Genomic DNA, 15,801 nt, shown 5'->3' with positions numbered 1-15,801 from the left:
GGGGGTGCCGGAAGGCTGGTGATCACCCCGGAACCTGCAGGGTTGCGCGACATGCGAACGGGTACGCGTGCAGCACTGTGCCCGGGCCGGATCTTGTCCCGGGCGGGCCGTAGGACCGCCGCTACCAGGGAATCTGCCATGGAAACACCCGCGCACGAGAACAACGCCCCCACGCCCGCGCAGCGGGCCCTGGACACCCTGTCGGAGAACACCCAGGACACGATGGCGCTGGACGCCCTCGCGAACAGCGACGTACTGATCCCGGTACCGGACGACGCGGGCGACGAGGAGGCCGCCGACCCCGGCGCGGTCGCCCTTCCGGTGCTGGAGCAGCCGGGCGGCACCCAGGTGGTGCCCGTGTTCACGTCCGAACTGGAGATGGCCGGGCTGCTGCCGTTCGTCTCCCGTTACCGGCTCGTCCCGCTCGGCGCGCTCGCCGCCCAGTGGCCGGCCGAGGAGCTGTCGCTCACCATCGACGGCAGCTCCGAGCACCGTCTGACGCTCACCTCGGAGGGAGTGCGTACGCTGCTGGCCCGCCCGTGAGCCGGCCGGGCCCGCGCGCTATTCGCTCAGCGTGCGGGCCAGGGCGGCGCGCTGCACCGGCAGCGCCTCGGCGTGCAGCTCGCGTCCCTTCGGTGTGAGCTGCACATACACGCCGCGCCGGTCCTCCAGGCACATGCTGCGCTCCACCAGGCCGTCCTTCTCCAGGCGGGCGATGAGGCGGGACAGCGCGCTCTGGCTGAGGTGGACCCGGCCCACCAGGTTCTGCACCCGGCACTGCTCGCCGCCCGGGGGCGTCGTGGCCGCGAGCAGATCGAGCACCTCGAAGTCGGAGGCCCCCAGACCGTACGGATGCAGCGCGCGGTCGATCTCGCCCAGGGTGCGCGCGTGCACCGCGAGGATGTCACGCCACCGTTCCTCGAGCCGCGTACCGGCCGTCTTCGCTGCCATACCCGAACGGTAACACTTGTTCGATATTCAATGAGCGTGCAATGACGTCCCTTCCGGCAGGTCAGGAGGGTCAGGCGGGCGCATTCTGGAACAGGCCGAGGAGGTTGCCGTCCTGGTCCTGCACGGAGGCGGTCAGTGCGCCGCCGCCGACGTCCCGCACGTCCTGCACGGGCTTCGCCCCCGTCTCCAGCAGAGCGGCGAGGGTCTCCTGGATGTCGGCCACCCGCCAGTAGGGAACCGGCCCGGTCATGCCCTTGGCGTGCCCCTTGGGGTCCAGGCCGATCTCGTGCGCCTCGGTCCGGAAACCGACGTAGTACGGCTCGTCCGTGTACGGCTCCACCCCGAGCAGGGCGTGGAACAGTGCTTTCGCCCGGCCGAGGTCGTTGACGGGGTAGACGATCGTCTTCAGGCCGTCGATCATGACGTACTCCTCATCGAAGCGGGCCCGGCGCCCGAACGCGCCGGTTCCTCCACGCTAGGCCGCGGGAGGGGCGCCCGGCTTCTCCGATCCTGACCGCCTGACCGTCCGGGGGCTCCCTACGTCGAGTCCCGCCTCACCAGCTCCGTCGGCAGGATCACCGCCGCCGGGTCCTCGCCGCCGATCTGGGCCAGCAGCACCCGCACCATCTCCGTGCTGATGCGGTCCCACGGCTGGCGGATGGTGGTGAGCTCCGGACTCGCGGCGACGGCCGCGGGGGAGTCGTCGAAACCACCGACCGCGACGTCCTGAGGCACCCGGCGCCCCGCCCGGTGCAGCGCCGTCAGCACACCCTGGGCCATCAGGTCGGACGCGACGAACACCGCGTCCAGGTCCGGGGCCTGCGCCAGCAGCAGCTCGGCGCCGGCCTCGCCGCTGGCCCGGCTGTAGTCCCCGGAGACGACCAGCCGCTCGTCGGCCTCGACGCCCGCCTCGGCGAGCACCTCCCGGTAACCGGCCAGGCGCTCCACACCGCCCGGGGTGTCGAGCGGACCGGTCACCACGCCGATCCGGCGCCGGCCCAGCGCCAGCAGGTGCCGCACCATGTCACGCGCGCCGTCCCGGTCGTCGGCGGCCACGTAACTCACCTTCGAGCCCAGCCCGATCGGTTTTCCGCACGCGACCAGTGGCACACCCGCCGCCCGCAGTTCCTCCGCCACCGGGTCACCGGAGTGGCTGGACACCAGCAGCACCCCGTCGACGTGCCCGGCGGTGATGTACCGGGTGATGCGCCGCCGTTCGTCGTCCGTACCGGCCAGCATCAGCAGCAACGGCACGTCGTGCGCGGCCAGCGCCTGCGTGCAACCCCGCAGCAGGACATTGAAGTTGGGGTCCTCGAAGAACCGCTCCTGGGGCTCCGTGAGCAGGAAACCCACCGAGTCCGACCGTCCGGTGATCAGTGAGCGGGCATGCCGGTTGACGACGTAACCCGTCTTGCGGATCGCGGCGTCGACCGCGTCCGCCGCGGCGGGGCTGACGTAGTGACCGCCGTTGAGCACCCGCGAGACCGTGCCGCGCGAGACACCGGCCTCACGCGCCACGTCGTGGATCGTCGGCGGCCTGCGCCTGCCCCCCGTGTTGCCCATGGTCATGACTTTACGGCCCCGGAGAGCAGATCCAGACTCCAGAACCGCTGGATGACCAGGAACAGCGCGACCAGCGGGAACACGGCGAGGAACGCGCCCGTGATCACCAGGGTGTACAACGCCGGGGTGTTGGCGCCCTGTTCGAGGAGCGTGTACAGACCGAGGGTGATCGGGAACTTCTCGTCGTCGCTGAGCATGATGTACGGCAGCAGGAAGTTGTTCCAGATCGCCACGAACTGGAACAGGAAGACCGTCACCAGGCCGGGCACCATCATCGGCAGCGCGACCCGGGAGAAGATCCGCCACTCGCCCGCGCCGTCCATCCGCCCGGCCTCCACCACGTCCGCCGGCACCGCGGCCGCGGCGTAGATCCGCGCGAGGTAGACGCCGTACGGGGAGAGGATCTGCGGCAGCAGCACCGACAGGTAGGAGTCCGTGAGGTCCGCCTGCGCCAGCAGCAGGTACTGCGGGACGGCGAGGATCACCGGCGGCATCAGCACGCCGGCGAGCAGCACGTTGAACAGCGTCTCGCGGCCCCGGAAGCGGTAGATCGCCAGCGCGTAGCCGCTGAACGCCGACACGCACGTCGACAGCAGCGCGCCCAGACCGGCGTACAGGGCGGAGTTGCCCATCCACTGCCAGTAGACGCCGTCGCGGTAGGCGCTGAGGTCGGAGAGGTTGTCGGCGAGGCCGGTGCCCGGCCAGAACGTGAAGGTGGAGAACAGCTCCGAGCCGGACTTGGTGGACGCGATGACCACCCAGGCCACCGGCAGCAGACAGTAGAGCGCGCCGAGCAGCAGCGTGACGGTCGGGATCAGCGCGGTCCGGCGGGGGCGCGCCGGCCTCCGGGCGGTGCCGGCCGCGGGTTCGGCCTTGTGCAGGGCAAGGGAGCTCATCGGGCGGCCTCCTGCTTGTTGCGCCGGTTCGCGGCCCGCAGGAACCCGAAGGACAGCACCAGGGTGGCGAGCGCGATGAGGGTGGCCTGTGCGGCGGCCGCGTGGATGTCGCCCTTGCCGAAGGCGTCCTGGTACACCTTCATCAGTGGACTCCAGGTGGTGGACACGGAGTTGGTGAGCGGTTTGAGGGTGGTCGGTTCGTTGAACACCTGGAGCGTCGCGATGATCGAGAAGAAGAAGGTCAGCACCAGGGAGGGCGCCACCATCGGGATCTTGATCCGCAGCGCGATCTGCAGCGGCGTGGCACCGTCCAGCTTGGCTGCCTCGTACACCTCGGCGGGGATGGCCCGCAGCGCGGTGTAGATGACGATCATGTTGAAGCCGGTACCGCCCCAGACCGCGATGTTCGACAGCGCCAGGTACAGCGGACCGCCGTCCAGCAGATCCGGCTGCGGCAGACCGAGTTTCCCGAGCACGAAGTAGAACGGGCTCACGTCCGGCAGGTAGAGGAAGCCCCACAGCAGGGCCGCCACCACTCCGGGGACGGCGTACGGCAGGAAGATCGCGAGCCGGGTGAAGGGGGCGAGCCGCACCTTCTCGGAGTCGAGCATCAGCGCGAACAGCAGCGCCAGGCCCAGCATGACCGGCACCACGATGCAGCCGTAACCGAGCACGCGCAGCGCGCCGTTCAGCAGTTCGCTGTCGGAGAGGGCGCCGGTGTAGTTCTCCAGACCGGCCCAGACCTCCTTGCGGGCGCCGGCGCCCAGCCCGAGGCCGGACACCTGCACCTTGCGGAAGCTGAGCCAGACGGCGTACCCGATGGGCAGCGCGAAGAAGAGGGCGAACAGGAGGATCGCGGGTACGAGGAAGCCGTACGGGGCCCCCTCGACCCCGTACGACCTCCGGCGGGCCGGGGACTTCACTCCGCGACTCCGAAGCCCTGCTTCTGCAGGTCGGCGACCGTGTCCTGCTGCATGGTGTCCAGGGCGGCGGTGAAGTCCGACTTGTTCTTCGCGGCGGCGCCGAAGGCGTCCTTGAACGTCGTGTAGGCGACGTTGACGTTCGGTCCCCAGGCGGACGGCGCGGTGGTCTCCGCGATCGCGGCGGCCTTCTTGTAGAAGTCGGGCTGGTTGGCGAAGTACCCGGGCGGGCTCATGAAGGCGCCGCTGAGCTGGGCCGAGGTGGAGGCCGGGTAGATGCCGCCCTCCTTCGCCAGCGCGTTCAGCGCGTCGCCGTCGGTGTTCAGCCAGGCGGCGAACTTCGCGGCGGCCTCCTTGTTCTTGGAGTCCGTGGTCACGCCGGTGGAGGAACCGCCCCAGCTGCCGGTGCGGCCCTCGCCCTCGTTCCACTGGGGGAGCGGGGCCATGGCCCACTTGCCCTTGGTGTCGGGCGCGGCCGTGGTCAGCGTGCCCGGCGCCCACACGGCGCTCACCCACGCGATCTGCTTGCCGGTGTTGAGCGCCTTGTTCCAGGCCGGGGTGTACATCGGCTGGTTGTCAATGGCGCCCTCCTCGACCAGGCCGCCCCAGAACTCGGCGACCTTCTTGGTCGCGTCGTCGTTGATGCCGACCTTCCACTTGTCGCCGGAGGTGGTCCACCACTGGGCGCCGGCCTGCTGGGCGAGGCCCGCGAACAGGCCGGAGTCGTTGGCGGAGAAGGTGGTCAGGTCCTTGTCGGGAGCCGCCTTCTTCAGCTTGCGGGCGGTCTCGGCGAACTCCTCCCAGGTGGCCGGGACGGAGAGCCCGTACTCCTTGAACAGGTCCTCGCGGTAGTAGAACATCATCGGCCCGATGTCCTGCGGGACCGCGTAGACGGCGTCCGTGCCGAGCGTGGTCTGCTGCCAGACGCCCTCGGCGAACTTGCTCTTCACGTCGCCCACGGTGTCCGCCACGTCGGCGAGCGCGTCATTGCTGACCAGCGTGGGCAGCGCCTGGTACTCCGCCTGCACCAGATCGGGCGCCTTGCCGGCCTTGTGCGCGGTGAGGATCTTGGTGACCAGCGTGTCGCCGGAGGCCTGCTTCTTCACCGTGACGGTGATCTGCTCCTTCTTGCCCGGCCCCTTGTTCCACAGGTCGACGACCTTGTCCATGCCGGGGGTCCAGGTCCAGTACGTCAGTGAGACCGGGCCCGACTGTGCCTCGCCGTCGTCGGACGACGAGCCGCAGGCGGCGAGTGCGGTGGCGCCGAGCGCGACGGCGACGGCGGAACTCACGAGGCGACGGCGCTTCGTGTACGGCATGGAACTCTCCCCTGACCTGGGGTCCTCGCCTGCTGCGAGAACCTGCCATGCTTCTGTGAGCGTTCACAGTAGAGAAACATCCCGGACACTTGTCAATGGTTGTTGCTGTGCGGTTATGTTGGCCTCGCACCGCCAAAAATGTGTGTGCACGTTCCCAAAAGATCGACACATCGGGAGAGAATCCATGCCGGAGACCACCCCCAGGGGCCTCACCGGGCTTGCCTTCGGTGGGGACTACAACCCCGAGCAGTGGCCGGAAAGCGTCTGGGACGAGGACGTCCGGCTGATGCGGGAGGCCGGCGTCACCATGGTGAGCGCCGGGATCTTCTCCTGGGCCCTGCTGGAACCCTCGCCCGGCGTGTACGACTTCGGCTGGCTCGACCGCAACCTGGACCTGCTGCACGGAGGCGGCATCCGTGTCGACCTCGGCACACCCACCGTGGTGCCGCCCGCGTGGTTCTACCGCGCCCACCCCGACGCGCTGCCCGTCACCGAGGACGGCGTGCGTCTGGAGTTCGGCTCCCGCGGCGCCATCTGCCACAGCAACGCCGACTACCGGGCCGCCGCCGCGAACATCACCACGAAGCTCGCCGAGCGCTACGGCGACCACCCCGCGCTCGCCCTGTGGCACGTCCACAACGAGTACGGCGTCCCCGTCTCCGCCTGCTACTGCGACTCCTGCGCCGCCCACTTCCGCCGCTGGCTGGAGCGGGAGTACGGCACGGTCGACGCCGTCAACGAAGCCTGGGGGACCGCGTTCTGGGGCCAGCACTACGCCGGCCTCGACCAGATCAACCCGCCGCGCCGGACCGCGACGGTCGGCAATCCGGCCCAGGCGCTGGACTACCGGCGGTTCGCCGACGCCACGATGCGCGAGAACTTCGTCGCCGAGCGGGACATCCTGCACCGCCTCTCGCCCGGTGTCCCGGTCACCACCAACTTCATGACCGCCCTCAGCCAGTGCGACTCCGTCGACTACTGGGCCTGGGGCCGCGAGGCCGATCTCGTCACCAACGACCACTACCTGATCACCGACGGCCGCCGCACCCACGTCAACCTCGCCATGGCCGCCGACCTCACCCGCTCCGTCGCCGGCGGCGCCCCCTGGCTGCTGCTCGAACACTCCACCTCGGGCGTCAACTGGCAGCCCCGCAACCCCGCCAAGGCTCCCGGCCAGATGGCACGCAACTCCCTCGCGCACGTGGCCCGCGGCTCCGAGGGCGCGATGTTCTTCCAGTGGCGCCAGTCCCGGCGCGGCGCCGAGAAGTTCCACTCCGCGATGCTGCCGCACGGCGGCACCGAGACCCGTGTCTTCCGCGAGGTGACCGAACTCGGCGCGTCCGTCCAGTCGTTGGCGCCGATCCGGGGCACCCGCACCGAGGCCGACGTCGCCGTGCTGTGGGACTGGCAGTCCTGGTGGGCGCAGAACCTCGACTGGCACCCCAGCGAGGACCACGACGCCCGCGAACGCGCCGACGCCTACTACGAGGCCCTCTACGACCACCACCTCACCGTCGACTTCGCCCACCCCGAAGCCGACTTGTCGAGGTATCCCCTTGTCGTCGTACCGGCCCTGTACCTGATGACGGAGGCGGCGGGGAACAACCTCAGGGAGTACGTCGAGAACGGCGGCACCCTCGTGGTGTCGTACTTCTCCGGCATCGTCGACGAGCACGACGCCGTGCACGACGGCCCCTACCCCGGCGCCCTGCGCGACGTCCTCGGCCTGACCGTCGAGGAGTTCTCACCCCTGCTCCAGGGCGAGCGGGTACGCCTGACCGGCCCCGACGGCCGCGAGTTCGGCGCCGACGTGTGGACGGAGTTCGTGGTGCCGCAGGGTGCCGAGCCGGTGTGGACGTACGCCGACGGCCTGACCGCGGGCCGCCCGGCCGTCACCCGGCACCGCCTCGGCGAGGGCACCGCCTGGTACGTCTCCACCCGGCTCGGCGCCGAGGACCTCGCCACCCTGCTCGGCCGGGTCGTCGAGGACACCCGGATCGCCCCGCGCACCGACCTGCCCCGCGACGTCGAAGTGGTGCGCCGCGCGGGCGAGTCGGGCACCTTCCTGTTCGCGATCAACCACACCGCCACCGACGCCAAGGTGCCGCTGGACGCCCCCGGCACCGAGCTGCTGACCGGTGAACGGGCCGCGGGCCGCCTCGCGGTCCCGGCCGGGGCCGTCCGGGTCGTACGACTCGACGGCTGAGCCGCGACTCCCCTCCGCCCGCGTGAGCACACCGGCCGCGGGCGGAGGGGGCCCTCACCTCTCTCCGGGGGTGCGGGGCACCCCTCTCCCCACGTCGAAGGGACGACGAACGCCCATGTTCCATCCCAGACGCACACTCCGCGCCCTGTTGCCGCCGCTCGTGGCCGGGCTCGCCCTCACCGCCCTGCCCGCCCAGACCGCCACGGCCGCGAGCACGCTCACCAACGGCGGCTTCGAGACCGACGGTTCGGGCACCGCCACCCCGGCCGGCTGGTCCGAGTACGGCGACACGGCCGCCTCGTACACGGAGTCCGGTGGCCGCAGCGGCGGTCACCGGCTGTCCCACTGGTCGTCCTCGGCCTACACGGTGGAGACGTACCAGTACCTGTCGGGCCTGGCCGCCGGCGACTACCGGCTCACCGCCTGGGTCCGCTCGGGCGGCGGCCAGAACGCCGCGTACCTCGCCCTGAAGAACTGCGGCGGCGCCGAGCAGCGCACCGACCTGCCGGTGTCCGACTCCGGATGGATACGGATCGTCGTGCCGGTCCGGGTGACCGGCAACCAGTGCACGGTCAGCGTCAACAGCGACGCGAACGCCGGCAACTGGATCAACGTCGACGACCTGACCCTCACCCGGGGCACCTCGGGCCTGTCGGTCAAGGGCGCCGACATCTCCTCCCTGCCCAAGAGCGAGGCCAGGGGCGGGGTCTACCGGACCGCGTCCGGCACCGCAGGCGACCCGGTCGCGATCCTGAAGTCCGCCGGAATGAACTACGCCCGCCTGAAGGTCTGGGTCGACCCGGCCGACGGCTACAACGACAAGGCGCACGTCCTGGCCCTGGCCAAGCGGATCAAGGCACAGGGCGTGAAGCTGCTGGTCGACTTCCACTACTCGGACGCCTGGGCCGACCCGGGCAAGCAGAACAAGCCCGCCGCCTGGGCCGGACACGGCTACGGGCAGCTGAAGAAGGACGTCTACGACCACACGTACGACGTGCTGAACGCCCTCAAGGCGCAGGGCACCACCGCCGACATGGTGCAGGTGGGCAACGAGATCAACGGCGGCATGCTGTGGAACGAGGGCTCCACCGACAACTGGACCCAGCTCGCCGGACTGCTCAACTCCGGCTACGACGCGGTCAAGGCGGTCAGCCCGTCCACGGTCGCCGCGCTGCACCTCGCCGAGGGCGGTGACCTCGACGGCACCCGCTGGTGGTTCGACAACGCGGTCTCCCACGGCGTGAAGTTCGACGCCGTCGGCCTGTCGTACTACGGCTACTGGCACGGCACGCTGCACGACTTCCAGACGACCCTGGACGACGCGGCCGCCCGCTACGGCAAGCCCGTCTTCGTCGCCGAGACGGCCTACCCGTTCCGTCTGGACAGTGAGGACGGCCTCGAGAACATCATCGACCTCGGTGGTGAACTCGTCCCCGGCTACCCGGCGTCCACCACCGGGCAGACCCGCTGGATGAACGACGTGGCGAGCATCGTGGAGGCCGTCCCGAACGGCCGCGGCCTCGGCGTCTTCTACTGGGAGGCCACCTGGACCGCCCGCGGCGGCAATGGCTGGGACCCGGCCGACCCGTCCTCCGGCAACGGCTGGGAGAACCAGGCGCTGTTCGGCTACGACGACCGCGCGCTGCCCGCGACGGCGTGGTTCCGCCACCGCTGAGCCCGCCGACCCGGCCCCGCCGACCGGCGGCGGGGCCGAACGGCCCTTTCGCGCAGGCCCGTTGAGTCCCGGACAAGGTGCCTCCAGTACGGGACACGGGGCTCTCGCAAGCGGCAGAGTGGAAGGGCTCCGGAGCGCGAGGCCCGGCGCGGAGGTGTACGAGATGCCGAGGACCCCCGTCGACGGGACACGACTGCGCATCCTGACGCTGCTGAGGGAACAGGACACGTCGGCCGACGGTCTGACCGCGGAGGCCGTCGCCGCACGGCTCGCCCTGCCCCGCCCGGTCGCCCTCACCCACCTGCGGTTGCTCACGGCCCTCGGCCTGCTGCGCACCGGCCGCTCCGGCGGCCGTGTGCGCTACCGGCGCGACGAGATACGGATCGCCGAGGTGGCGCAGCTGTTCGAGAAGGGATGGCAGCGCCCACGGCCGCGACGCGACCCGCCGCGTTCCGGGACGTTACGCTGATCGCGAGCGAGTGGGAGACGTACGACGGTGACAGCCCCGGAAACCGAGGGCCTTCGGGTCCGCCCCGCCTTCCGCGCCCAGGCCCCCGTCGTCGCCGCGGTCGCACTGGGCGGGGGCGCGGGAGCGACGGCCCGGTACGCGGCGTCCCTGTGGTGGCCGACCCCGGCGCACGGGTTCCCCTGGACGATCCTCTGGGTCAATGTCGCAGGCTGCGCCGTCATCGGCGTGTTCATGGTGATCATCACCGAGGTCCGCGCCGCCCACCCGCTTCTGCGCCCGTTCTTCGGCACCGGTGTCCTCGGCGGTTTCACCACCTTCTCGACGTACGCCGTCGACGCCCGCGACCTGTTCGACGGCGGCAAGGCGGGTGCCGGTCTCGTATACCTCGCGGTGACCCCGCTCGCGGCGCTCGCCGCCGTGTGGACGGCCGCCTCGGCGACCCGCCGCGTTCTGATCAGGAGGCAGCCATGACACGGCTGACCGGCACCGTCCTCCGCCTGACCGTGTACGTCGGCGAGAACGACACGTGGCACCACCGGCCCCTCTACTCGGAGATCGTCCACCGGGCCCGTGCGGCCGGGCTCGCGGGAGCGAGTGTGTTCCGCGGCGTCGAGGGCTTCGGCGGCTCCTCCGTCGTGCACACCTCCCGGCTGCTGTCCCTGAGCGAGGACCTCCCGGTGGCGGTCGTCGTGGTCGACACCGAGGAGCGCGTACGGGCCTTCCTGCCGGAACTCGACACGCTCGTCACCGAGGGGCTCGTCCTCCTCGACCGCTGCGAGGCCGTCCGGCACGTGCGCCGCGACGAAAGCACCGGTGCCACGGACCGGACGGGCGAGGCGCCGCGGTGAACTGGCTGTATGTGGTGCTGGGCGCCATGGTCGGCGCCCCGCTGCGCTACCTCACCGACCGCGCGGTGCAGTCCCGGCACGACTCGGTGTTCCCCTGGGGAACCTTCACGGTCAACGTCACCGGCAGTCTGGTCCTCGGCCTGCTCACCGGCGCGGCGGCCGCGGGCGCGGCGGGTTCCCGCCTCCAGCTCCTCCTCGGAACGGGCCTGTGCGGCGCCCTGACCACCTACTCCACCTTCTCCTACGAGACCCTCCGCCTGGCCGGGACCGGCGCCCGCGGCTACGCCGCCGTGAACGTGGCGGCGAGTGTGGCCGCCGGCCTGGGTGCGGCCTTCACCGGCGCGGCCCTCGCCCACGCCGTGTGGGGTTAGCGCTTCTCGCGCAGCGGCTCCCCGACCTGCCTGAGATGGCGCAGGGCCTCACGGTACGAGGCGAGCAGCCCCGTCCGGCAGTACGGGATGCCCGGCTCGGCGCAGGGGGGAGGCCGGGGACCCTCCGACAGGGGTGCGGCCGGCCCCACCCCCTCGCACCGGCCCTCCGCTTGACAGCACCCGTGCCGCCCCCGCACCATCGGCCCCGTGAACCTGTCAGACAGCCAGACAGGTGGTACGGGTCCGCGGCGCGTCAGCGCGATGGAAGCGGTGCTCTCCCACCTTCGCGGCGCCATCGAGCGCGGCGAGTACGCGATCGGCGACAAGCTGCCCTCCGAGGCGGAGCTGTGCCGCGCCCTCGAGGTCTCCCGGCCCGTGCTGCGCGAGGCGCTGCGGGCCCTGCAGACCATGGGCCTGACCGTGTCCAGGACCGGCAAGGGCACCTTCGTCGTCGCCGACGCCGTCGAGGACCCCACCTTCGGCGACTACGCGGCCAGCGACCTGCTCGAGGTGCGCCGGCACATCGAGATCCCGGTCGCCGGGTACGCCGCCGAGCGCCGCACCCCGGAGAACCTGGACCGTCTGACCCGTCTGCTGGACCGGATGGAGCGCGAGACCGACACCACGGCGTGGGTCGCGATGGACACCCTCTTCCACCTCGCCGTGGCCGAGGCCGCCCAGAACCCGGTGTTCCGCCGGGTCATCGAGGAGATCCGGGACGCGCTGGCCCGCCAGTCCGCCTTCCTCAACGAACTCGGCGGGCGCCGCGAGCAGTCCGACCGCGAGCACCGGGCGATCGTCGAGGCGCTGACCGACGGCTCCGGGCACGACGCGGTCGAGGCCATGACCCACCACCTCGACCGCGTCGAGACGACCCTCACCGACATCGTGCGCTCCGCGCGCACGCCGGCCCACGATTCCCCCCGGACAGTGTGATGTACAGCAGTCTCCCCGCGGACGCACCCCTGATCCGCGAGCCCCTCCACGCCCCCGTCGCCCACCTGATACGCGGCGGGATCGTCGAAGGCGTCCACTACGGCTCCGTCGTCGTCCTCGGCCCCGACGGCGAGGTCCGGCTCCGGCTCGGCGACATCGAGGCCGCCTGCTATCCGCGCTCCGCGCTCAAGCCCGTCCAGGCGGTGGCGATGGTCCGCGCGGGGCTCCCGCTCGACGGCGCACTGCTGTCGCTCGCCGCGGCCAGCCACTCCGGTGAGGAACGCCACCTCGCCGGCGCCCGGCGCGTCCTCGAACTCGCCGGGCTGACGGAGGACGACCTCCGCAACGTCCCGGACCTGCCGTTCGACCCGGTGGTCCGGGACACCTGGGTGCGCGAGGGCCGCCCGCCCTCCAGGCTCGCCCAGAACTGCTCCGGCAAGCACGCCGCCATGCTGTACACGGCCAGGCTGAACGGCTGGTCCCTCGACGACTACCTCGACCCCGCCCACCCCCTCCAGCAGGCGATCGCCGAGATCGTCGAGGACCTCACCGGGCAGCGCGTCGCCACGGTCACCGTCGACGGCTGCGGCGCGCCGTTGTTCGCGGTCTCCCTGCACGGTCTCGCCCGCGCCGCCGCGCGGATCACCACCGCCGCGGCCGGCACCCCGGAGGCGCGCGTCGCCGACGCGATGCGGGAGCACGCGGAGATGGCCTCCGGGTCCGGCCGGGACGTGGCCGCGCTGATGAGGGCGGTTCCCGGGCTGCTCGCCAAGGACGGGTTCGAGGGCGTGCAGGTCGCCGCGCTGCCGGATGGGTCTGCGGTTGCCGTGAAGATCGCCGACGGTGCGGGGCGGGCGCGGGTTCCCGTGGCCGCGGGGGCGCTCGCGCGGGCGGGAGTGGATCCGGCGTTGCTCACGGAGTTCGGGGGCGAGACGTTGCTCGGGGGCGGGCGGCCGGTCGGTGCGGTGCGGCCGGTGCGGGCGTTGGATGTGGTGGGTGCGCCGGCCTGGGCGTGATGCGCGCGGTGCCCCGTGCCCCTTCGGGATGCGCCGCGGGCCGTCAGGGGTGTCGCGCCCGCGCGGCGGAGCCGCGTGTCGAGCACGGCCCCGCGCCCCTCTCGGGCGCTGTCCTTGCCGTCAGCCCGTCGGTACCGGCCCCCATCTGAGGCGTAGGTACAGGGACACACCCGCGGCGCCCAGGAGCGCGGCCACGGCGATGGGCCAGGTCGGCGGGGGGGCCGGGGCGCCGTCCCTCCGGGCCGCCGGGATCGTGGCGGACCGTGCCTGCGGGCCACGCAGCGAGTCGGCCCGCAGGGCGTCCAGGGACCCCACCGGAGTCACGCGCCCGGCCGCCTCGAAGCCCCAGTCCAGCAGCGCGCGGGCCTCCTCGTACACCGCGTGGCCGTCGCCCGACCGGGGGTTCATGACCGTCACCACGAGGGTGTGACCGTCCCGGCGTGCGGCCGCCACGAGCGTGTTGCCGGCGTTGCCGGTGTAGCCGTTCTTGATCCCGATCAGACCTTCGTAGGGTTCGACGCCGTCCGCGCCGGTGAGCAGCCGGTTGGTGTTCACGATCCCGTAGGAGCCGCCGTCGCGGGCCGGGAAGCGTGCCTCGTGTCTGGCGCAGTACCGCGCGAACTCGTGGTTGCGCAGCCCGGCACGCCCGAACACCGCCAGGTCGTACGCCGACGACACCTGGCCGGGCGCGTCGTAGCCGTCGGGTGACTTCACCCGGGTGTCGCGGGCGCCCAGGGCGCGGGCCTTGGCCTGCATCCGCTCGGCCGTGGCCCGCCAGCCCCCGCTGAGCGCGGCCAGCACGTGCACGGCGTCGTTGCCGGAGCTGAGGAAGACCCCGTTCCACAGATCGGACACCCGGTACGTACGGTCCTCGACGACCCCGACGAGGCTGCTGCCGGGACCGATGCCCGCCAGTTCCCTCTCGCTGACCCGGTGCCGGATGCCGGCCGGCAGGGCCGGCAGCACGGTGAGCGCGAACAGTGTCTTGAGCGTGCTGGCCGGCGGCAGCCGGCGGTGCGCGTCGCGCGCCGCCAGTACGTCGCCGGTGCGGGCGTCGGCGACCAGCCACGAAAGCGCCGACGGATCCGGGACCTCGGGTGCCCCCGGGCGCGGACGGACGTGCGTGCCGGGCCGGTACAGCAGCGACGTGGCCGCGGCCGTCGCCCGCGGCCCGGGATCGACGCCGGCGATCGCCGCGGCGGGTGCCGGCGCCAGCAGGCTCGCCGCGCAGAGCACGCAGGTCGACACGGTAGCCCGCGAAGTAAATCCGATAGTCATATCGCAAACGTAGGAATGGACCCCCGGAACACCGCGCTGCCCCGGCCGGGGACCGTCCGCGAGCACCCGGATGCCACACGCCGACGCCGTGTCAGCCGCCCGGCAGGGTCGGCCGGACGCGCCGCAGGAACGTCGCGTTGTCAGGGGTCTCACGCATCCGGCCCAGCAGTGTCTCCAGATCGGCCAGCCCGTCCCGCGACCGCAGCACGCGCCGCAGTCCCCGTACGGTGGCCAACTCGGCCGGGGTGAGCAGCAGTTCCTCGCGGCGGGTGCCCGTTCCTGCGATGTCGACGGCGGGGAACAGCCGGCGCGCGGCGGCCTCGCGGCTCAGCCGGAACTCCATGTTGCCGGTGCCCTTGAGCTCCTCGAAACAGAACTCGTCGGCCCGGGAGCCGGTCTCCACCAGGGCCGAGGCGAGAATCGTGAGCGAGCCACCCTCCTCGGCCTGACGGGCGGCGCCGAAGAACCGCTTGGGCCCGAGCAGCGCGGAGGCGTCGACGCCGCCGCTGAGGGTGCGGCCACCGGACGCGGCCGCGTTGTTGTACGCCCGGCACAGCCGGGTCAGCGAGTCAAGGAGCACGACGACGTCCTCGCCCGCCTCGACGAGCCGCTTGGCCCGCTCGGTCACCAGCTCGGCGAGCGCGATGTGCTCCTTGGCGGGCCGGTCGAAGGTCGAGGCGTACACCTCGCCGCGCACCGAGCGCCGCATGTCGGTGACCTCCTCGGGGCGTTCGTCGAGCAGCACCACCATCAGCCGGCACTCGGGGTGGTTGCCGGCGACGGCCGCCGCGAGCTGCTGGAGGAGGACGGTCTTGCCGGTCCTGGGCGGTGCCACGAGCAGCCCGCGCTGCCCCTTGCCGACCGGCGCGAGCAGGTCGACGACCCGTCCGGCCGGACCGGACGCCGGGTGCTCCAGGCGCAGCCGCTGATGCGGGTGAAGCGGCGTCAGGTCGTGGAAGTGCCGCCGGGCGTGCGGCGCGCCGGGTGTACGGCCGTCGACGCGGGTGACCTCGGTCAGGGCGCGCCGGTCGCCGCGCACGCCCTCCACGAGGTCGCCCTTGCGCAGGCCGTGGCGGCGCAGCAGCGCGGGGGAGACGGCTGGGTCGGAGGGGGAGGGCAGGCAGTTCTCGGCGCGCAGATGCCCCTTCCCGGCCGCGTCGATGTCGAGGACACCGGTGACGAGCTGGGGCTGCCGGCGTACGGGAGGGTGGTCGAGTGTGGTGGTGGTCATGGGGGCCGGTCCTTTCGCGGACGACGGGCGGGCACGTGCGGTGGGAAGGAGGGAGACCGCGAGGGGAGGGCGCGAGCGCGCCTCCGGGCGGCGGGAACAGCACCCCGGTCAGGGCGGAGGAG

The 15,801-nt window shown here is 72.1% G+C and carries 17 protein-coding genes and 1 pseudogene; 9 read left to right on the top strand and 9 right to left on the bottom strand.

Annotation, left to right across the window (positions count from 1 at the left end):
• Positions 1 to 138 precede the first annotated feature (138 nt).
• A complete protein-coding gene (locus ACH4VX_RS05835; protein WP_398366084.1) occupies positions 139 to 543 on the top strand; it encodes an SseB family protein in 405 nt (134 codons plus the stop codon).
• Between the two features lie 18 nt (positions 544 to 561).
• Here ACH4VX_RS05835 and ACH4VX_RS05830 read toward each other — a convergent pair whose 3' ends face one another.
• From ACH4VX_RS05830 to ACH4VX_RS05805, 6 genes are all read right to left on the bottom strand, one after another.
• Positions 562 to 951 (bottom strand): MarR family winged helix-turn-helix transcriptional regulator, encoded by a 390-nt coding sequence (locus ACH4VX_RS05830; protein ID WP_398366083.1) that lies wholly within the window; start codon positions 949 to 951, stop codon positions 562 to 564.
• 70 nt (positions 952 to 1,021) lie between these two features.
• Entirely contained in the window at positions 1,022 to 1,372 is a 351-nt protein-coding gene (locus tag ACH4VX_RS05825; protein WP_398366082.1) for a VOC family protein, read from the bottom strand.
• 116 nt (positions 1,373 to 1,488) lie between these two features.
• Positions 1,489 to 2,520 carry a LacI family DNA-binding transcriptional regulator gene (locus ACH4VX_RS05820; protein ID WP_398366081.1) on the bottom strand — a complete coding sequence of 344 codons (1,032 nt, stop codon included), beginning with the start codon at positions 2,518 to 2,520 and terminating at the stop codon, positions 1,489 to 1,491.
• Positions 2,517 to 3,410, bottom strand: coding sequence for a carbohydrate ABC transporter permease (locus tag ACH4VX_RS05815; RefSeq protein WP_398366080.1), 894 nt, complete (start codon positions 3,408 to 3,410; stop codon positions 2,517 to 2,519). Before ACH4VX_RS05815 ends, ACH4VX_RS05820 begins: the two co-directional genes overlap by 4 nt.
• A complete protein-coding gene (locus ACH4VX_RS05810; RefSeq protein ID WP_398366079.1) occupies positions 3,407 to 4,333 on the bottom strand; it encodes a carbohydrate ABC transporter permease in 927 nt (308 codons plus the stop codon). Before ACH4VX_RS05810 ends, ACH4VX_RS05815 begins: the two co-directional genes overlap by 4 nt.
• Positions 4,330 to 5,649: an ABC transporter substrate-binding protein gene (locus ACH4VX_RS05805; protein ID WP_398366078.1), complete on the bottom strand. Its 1,320-nt coding sequence runs from the start codon at positions 5,647 to 5,649 to the stop codon at positions 4,330 to 4,332. The genes ACH4VX_RS05810 and ACH4VX_RS05805 overlap by 4 nt, the downstream gene beginning before the upstream one ends.
• A gap of 184 nt (positions 5,650 to 5,833) precedes the next feature.
• Here ACH4VX_RS05805 and ACH4VX_RS05800 point away from each other — a divergent pair, with 184 nt between their 5' ends.
• The 6 genes from ACH4VX_RS05800 to crcB (ACH4VX_RS05775) all read left to right on the top strand — a co-directional run bounded on the left by ACH4VX_RS05800 (position 5,834) and on the right by crcB (ACH4VX_RS05775) (position 11,218).
• Positions 5,834 to 7,855 (top strand): beta-galactosidase, encoded by a 2,022-nt coding sequence (locus tag ACH4VX_RS05800; protein ID WP_398366077.1) that lies wholly within the window; start codon positions 5,834 to 5,836, stop codon positions 7,853 to 7,855.
• A gap of 115 nt (positions 7,856 to 7,970) precedes the next feature.
• Positions 7,971 to 9,530, top strand: coding sequence for an arabinogalactan endo-beta-1,4-galactanase (locus ACH4VX_RS05795; RefSeq protein ID WP_398366076.1), 1,560 nt, complete (start codon positions 7,971 to 7,973; stop codon positions 9,528 to 9,530).
• 163 nt (positions 9,531 to 9,693) lie between these two features.
• Positions 9,694 to 9,999: a helix-turn-helix domain-containing protein gene (locus tag ACH4VX_RS05790; RefSeq protein ID WP_398366075.1), complete on the top strand. Its 306-nt coding sequence runs from the start codon at positions 9,694 to 9,696 to the stop codon at positions 9,997 to 9,999.
• 27 nt (positions 10,000 to 10,026) lie between these two features.
• On the top strand, positions 10,027 to 10,470 hold the full coding sequence (gene crcB / locus ACH4VX_RS05785; protein ID WP_398366074.1) for a fluoride efflux transporter CrcB: 444 nt from the start codon (positions 10,027 to 10,029) through the stop codon (positions 10,468 to 10,470).
• Positions 10,467 to 10,847, top strand: coding sequence for a DUF190 domain-containing protein (locus ACH4VX_RS05780; RefSeq protein ID WP_398366073.1), 381 nt, complete (start codon positions 10,467 to 10,469; stop codon positions 10,845 to 10,847). Before crcB (ACH4VX_RS05785) ends, ACH4VX_RS05780 begins: the two co-directional genes overlap by 4 nt.
• Positions 10,844 to 11,218, top strand: coding sequence for a fluoride efflux transporter CrcB (gene crcB / locus ACH4VX_RS05775; protein WP_398366072.1), 375 nt, complete (start codon positions 10,844 to 10,846; stop codon positions 11,216 to 11,218). The genes ACH4VX_RS05780 and crcB (ACH4VX_RS05775) overlap by 4 nt, the downstream gene beginning before the upstream one ends.
• Here the strand turns inward: crcB (ACH4VX_RS05775) and ACH4VX_RS05770 are convergent.
• Positions 11,215 to 11,322: pseudogene (locus ACH4VX_RS05770) on the bottom strand (acyl-CoA desaturase); the annotation flags it as partial. The gene crcB (ACH4VX_RS05775) and the pseudogene ACH4VX_RS05770 overlap by 4 nt on opposite strands.
• Before the next feature lie 103 nt (positions 11,323 to 11,425).
• Between ACH4VX_RS05770 and ACH4VX_RS05765 the strand changes: the two are divergent.
• Together ACH4VX_RS05765 and ACH4VX_RS05760 are read left to right on the top strand one after the other, a co-directional pair.
• Entirely contained in the window at positions 11,426 to 12,154 is a 729-nt protein-coding gene (locus tag ACH4VX_RS05765) for a FadR/GntR family transcriptional regulator (protein WP_398366071.1), read from the top strand.
• Positions 12,154 to 13,170 carry an asparaginase gene (locus tag ACH4VX_RS05760; protein WP_398366070.1) on the top strand — a complete coding sequence of 339 codons (1,017 nt, stop codon included), beginning with the start codon at positions 12,154 to 12,156 and terminating at the stop codon, positions 13,168 to 13,170. The genes ACH4VX_RS05765 and ACH4VX_RS05760 overlap by 1 nt, the downstream gene beginning before the upstream one ends.
• 120 nt (positions 13,171 to 13,290) lie before the next feature.
• Here the strand turns inward: ACH4VX_RS05760 and ACH4VX_RS05755 are convergent, their stop codons facing one another.
• On the bottom strand, positions 13,291 to 14,448 hold the full coding sequence (locus tag ACH4VX_RS05755; protein WP_398366069.1) for a D-alanyl-D-alanine carboxypeptidase family protein: 1,158 nt from the start codon (positions 14,446 to 14,448) through the stop codon (positions 13,291 to 13,293).
• A gap of 91 nt (positions 14,449 to 14,539) precedes the next feature.
• The gene (rho, locus tag ACH4VX_RS05750) at positions 14,540 to 15,679 is read right to left on the bottom strand and encodes a transcription termination factor Rho (RefSeq protein WP_398366068.1); all 1,140 of its coding nucleotides are present in this window, start codon (positions 15,677 to 15,679) and stop codon (positions 14,540 to 14,542) included.
• Between the last annotated feature and the right edge of the window lie 122 nt (positions 15,680 to 15,801).

The organism is Streptomyces sp. NPDC020731, assembly GCF_044334705.1.
Taxonomy (GTDB): Bacteria; Actinomycetota; Actinomycetes; order Streptomycetales; family Streptomycetaceae; genus Streptomyces.
Note: the sequence above shows the minus strand (reverse complement) of the source record. Positions and strands in the feature narration are given on the sequence as shown.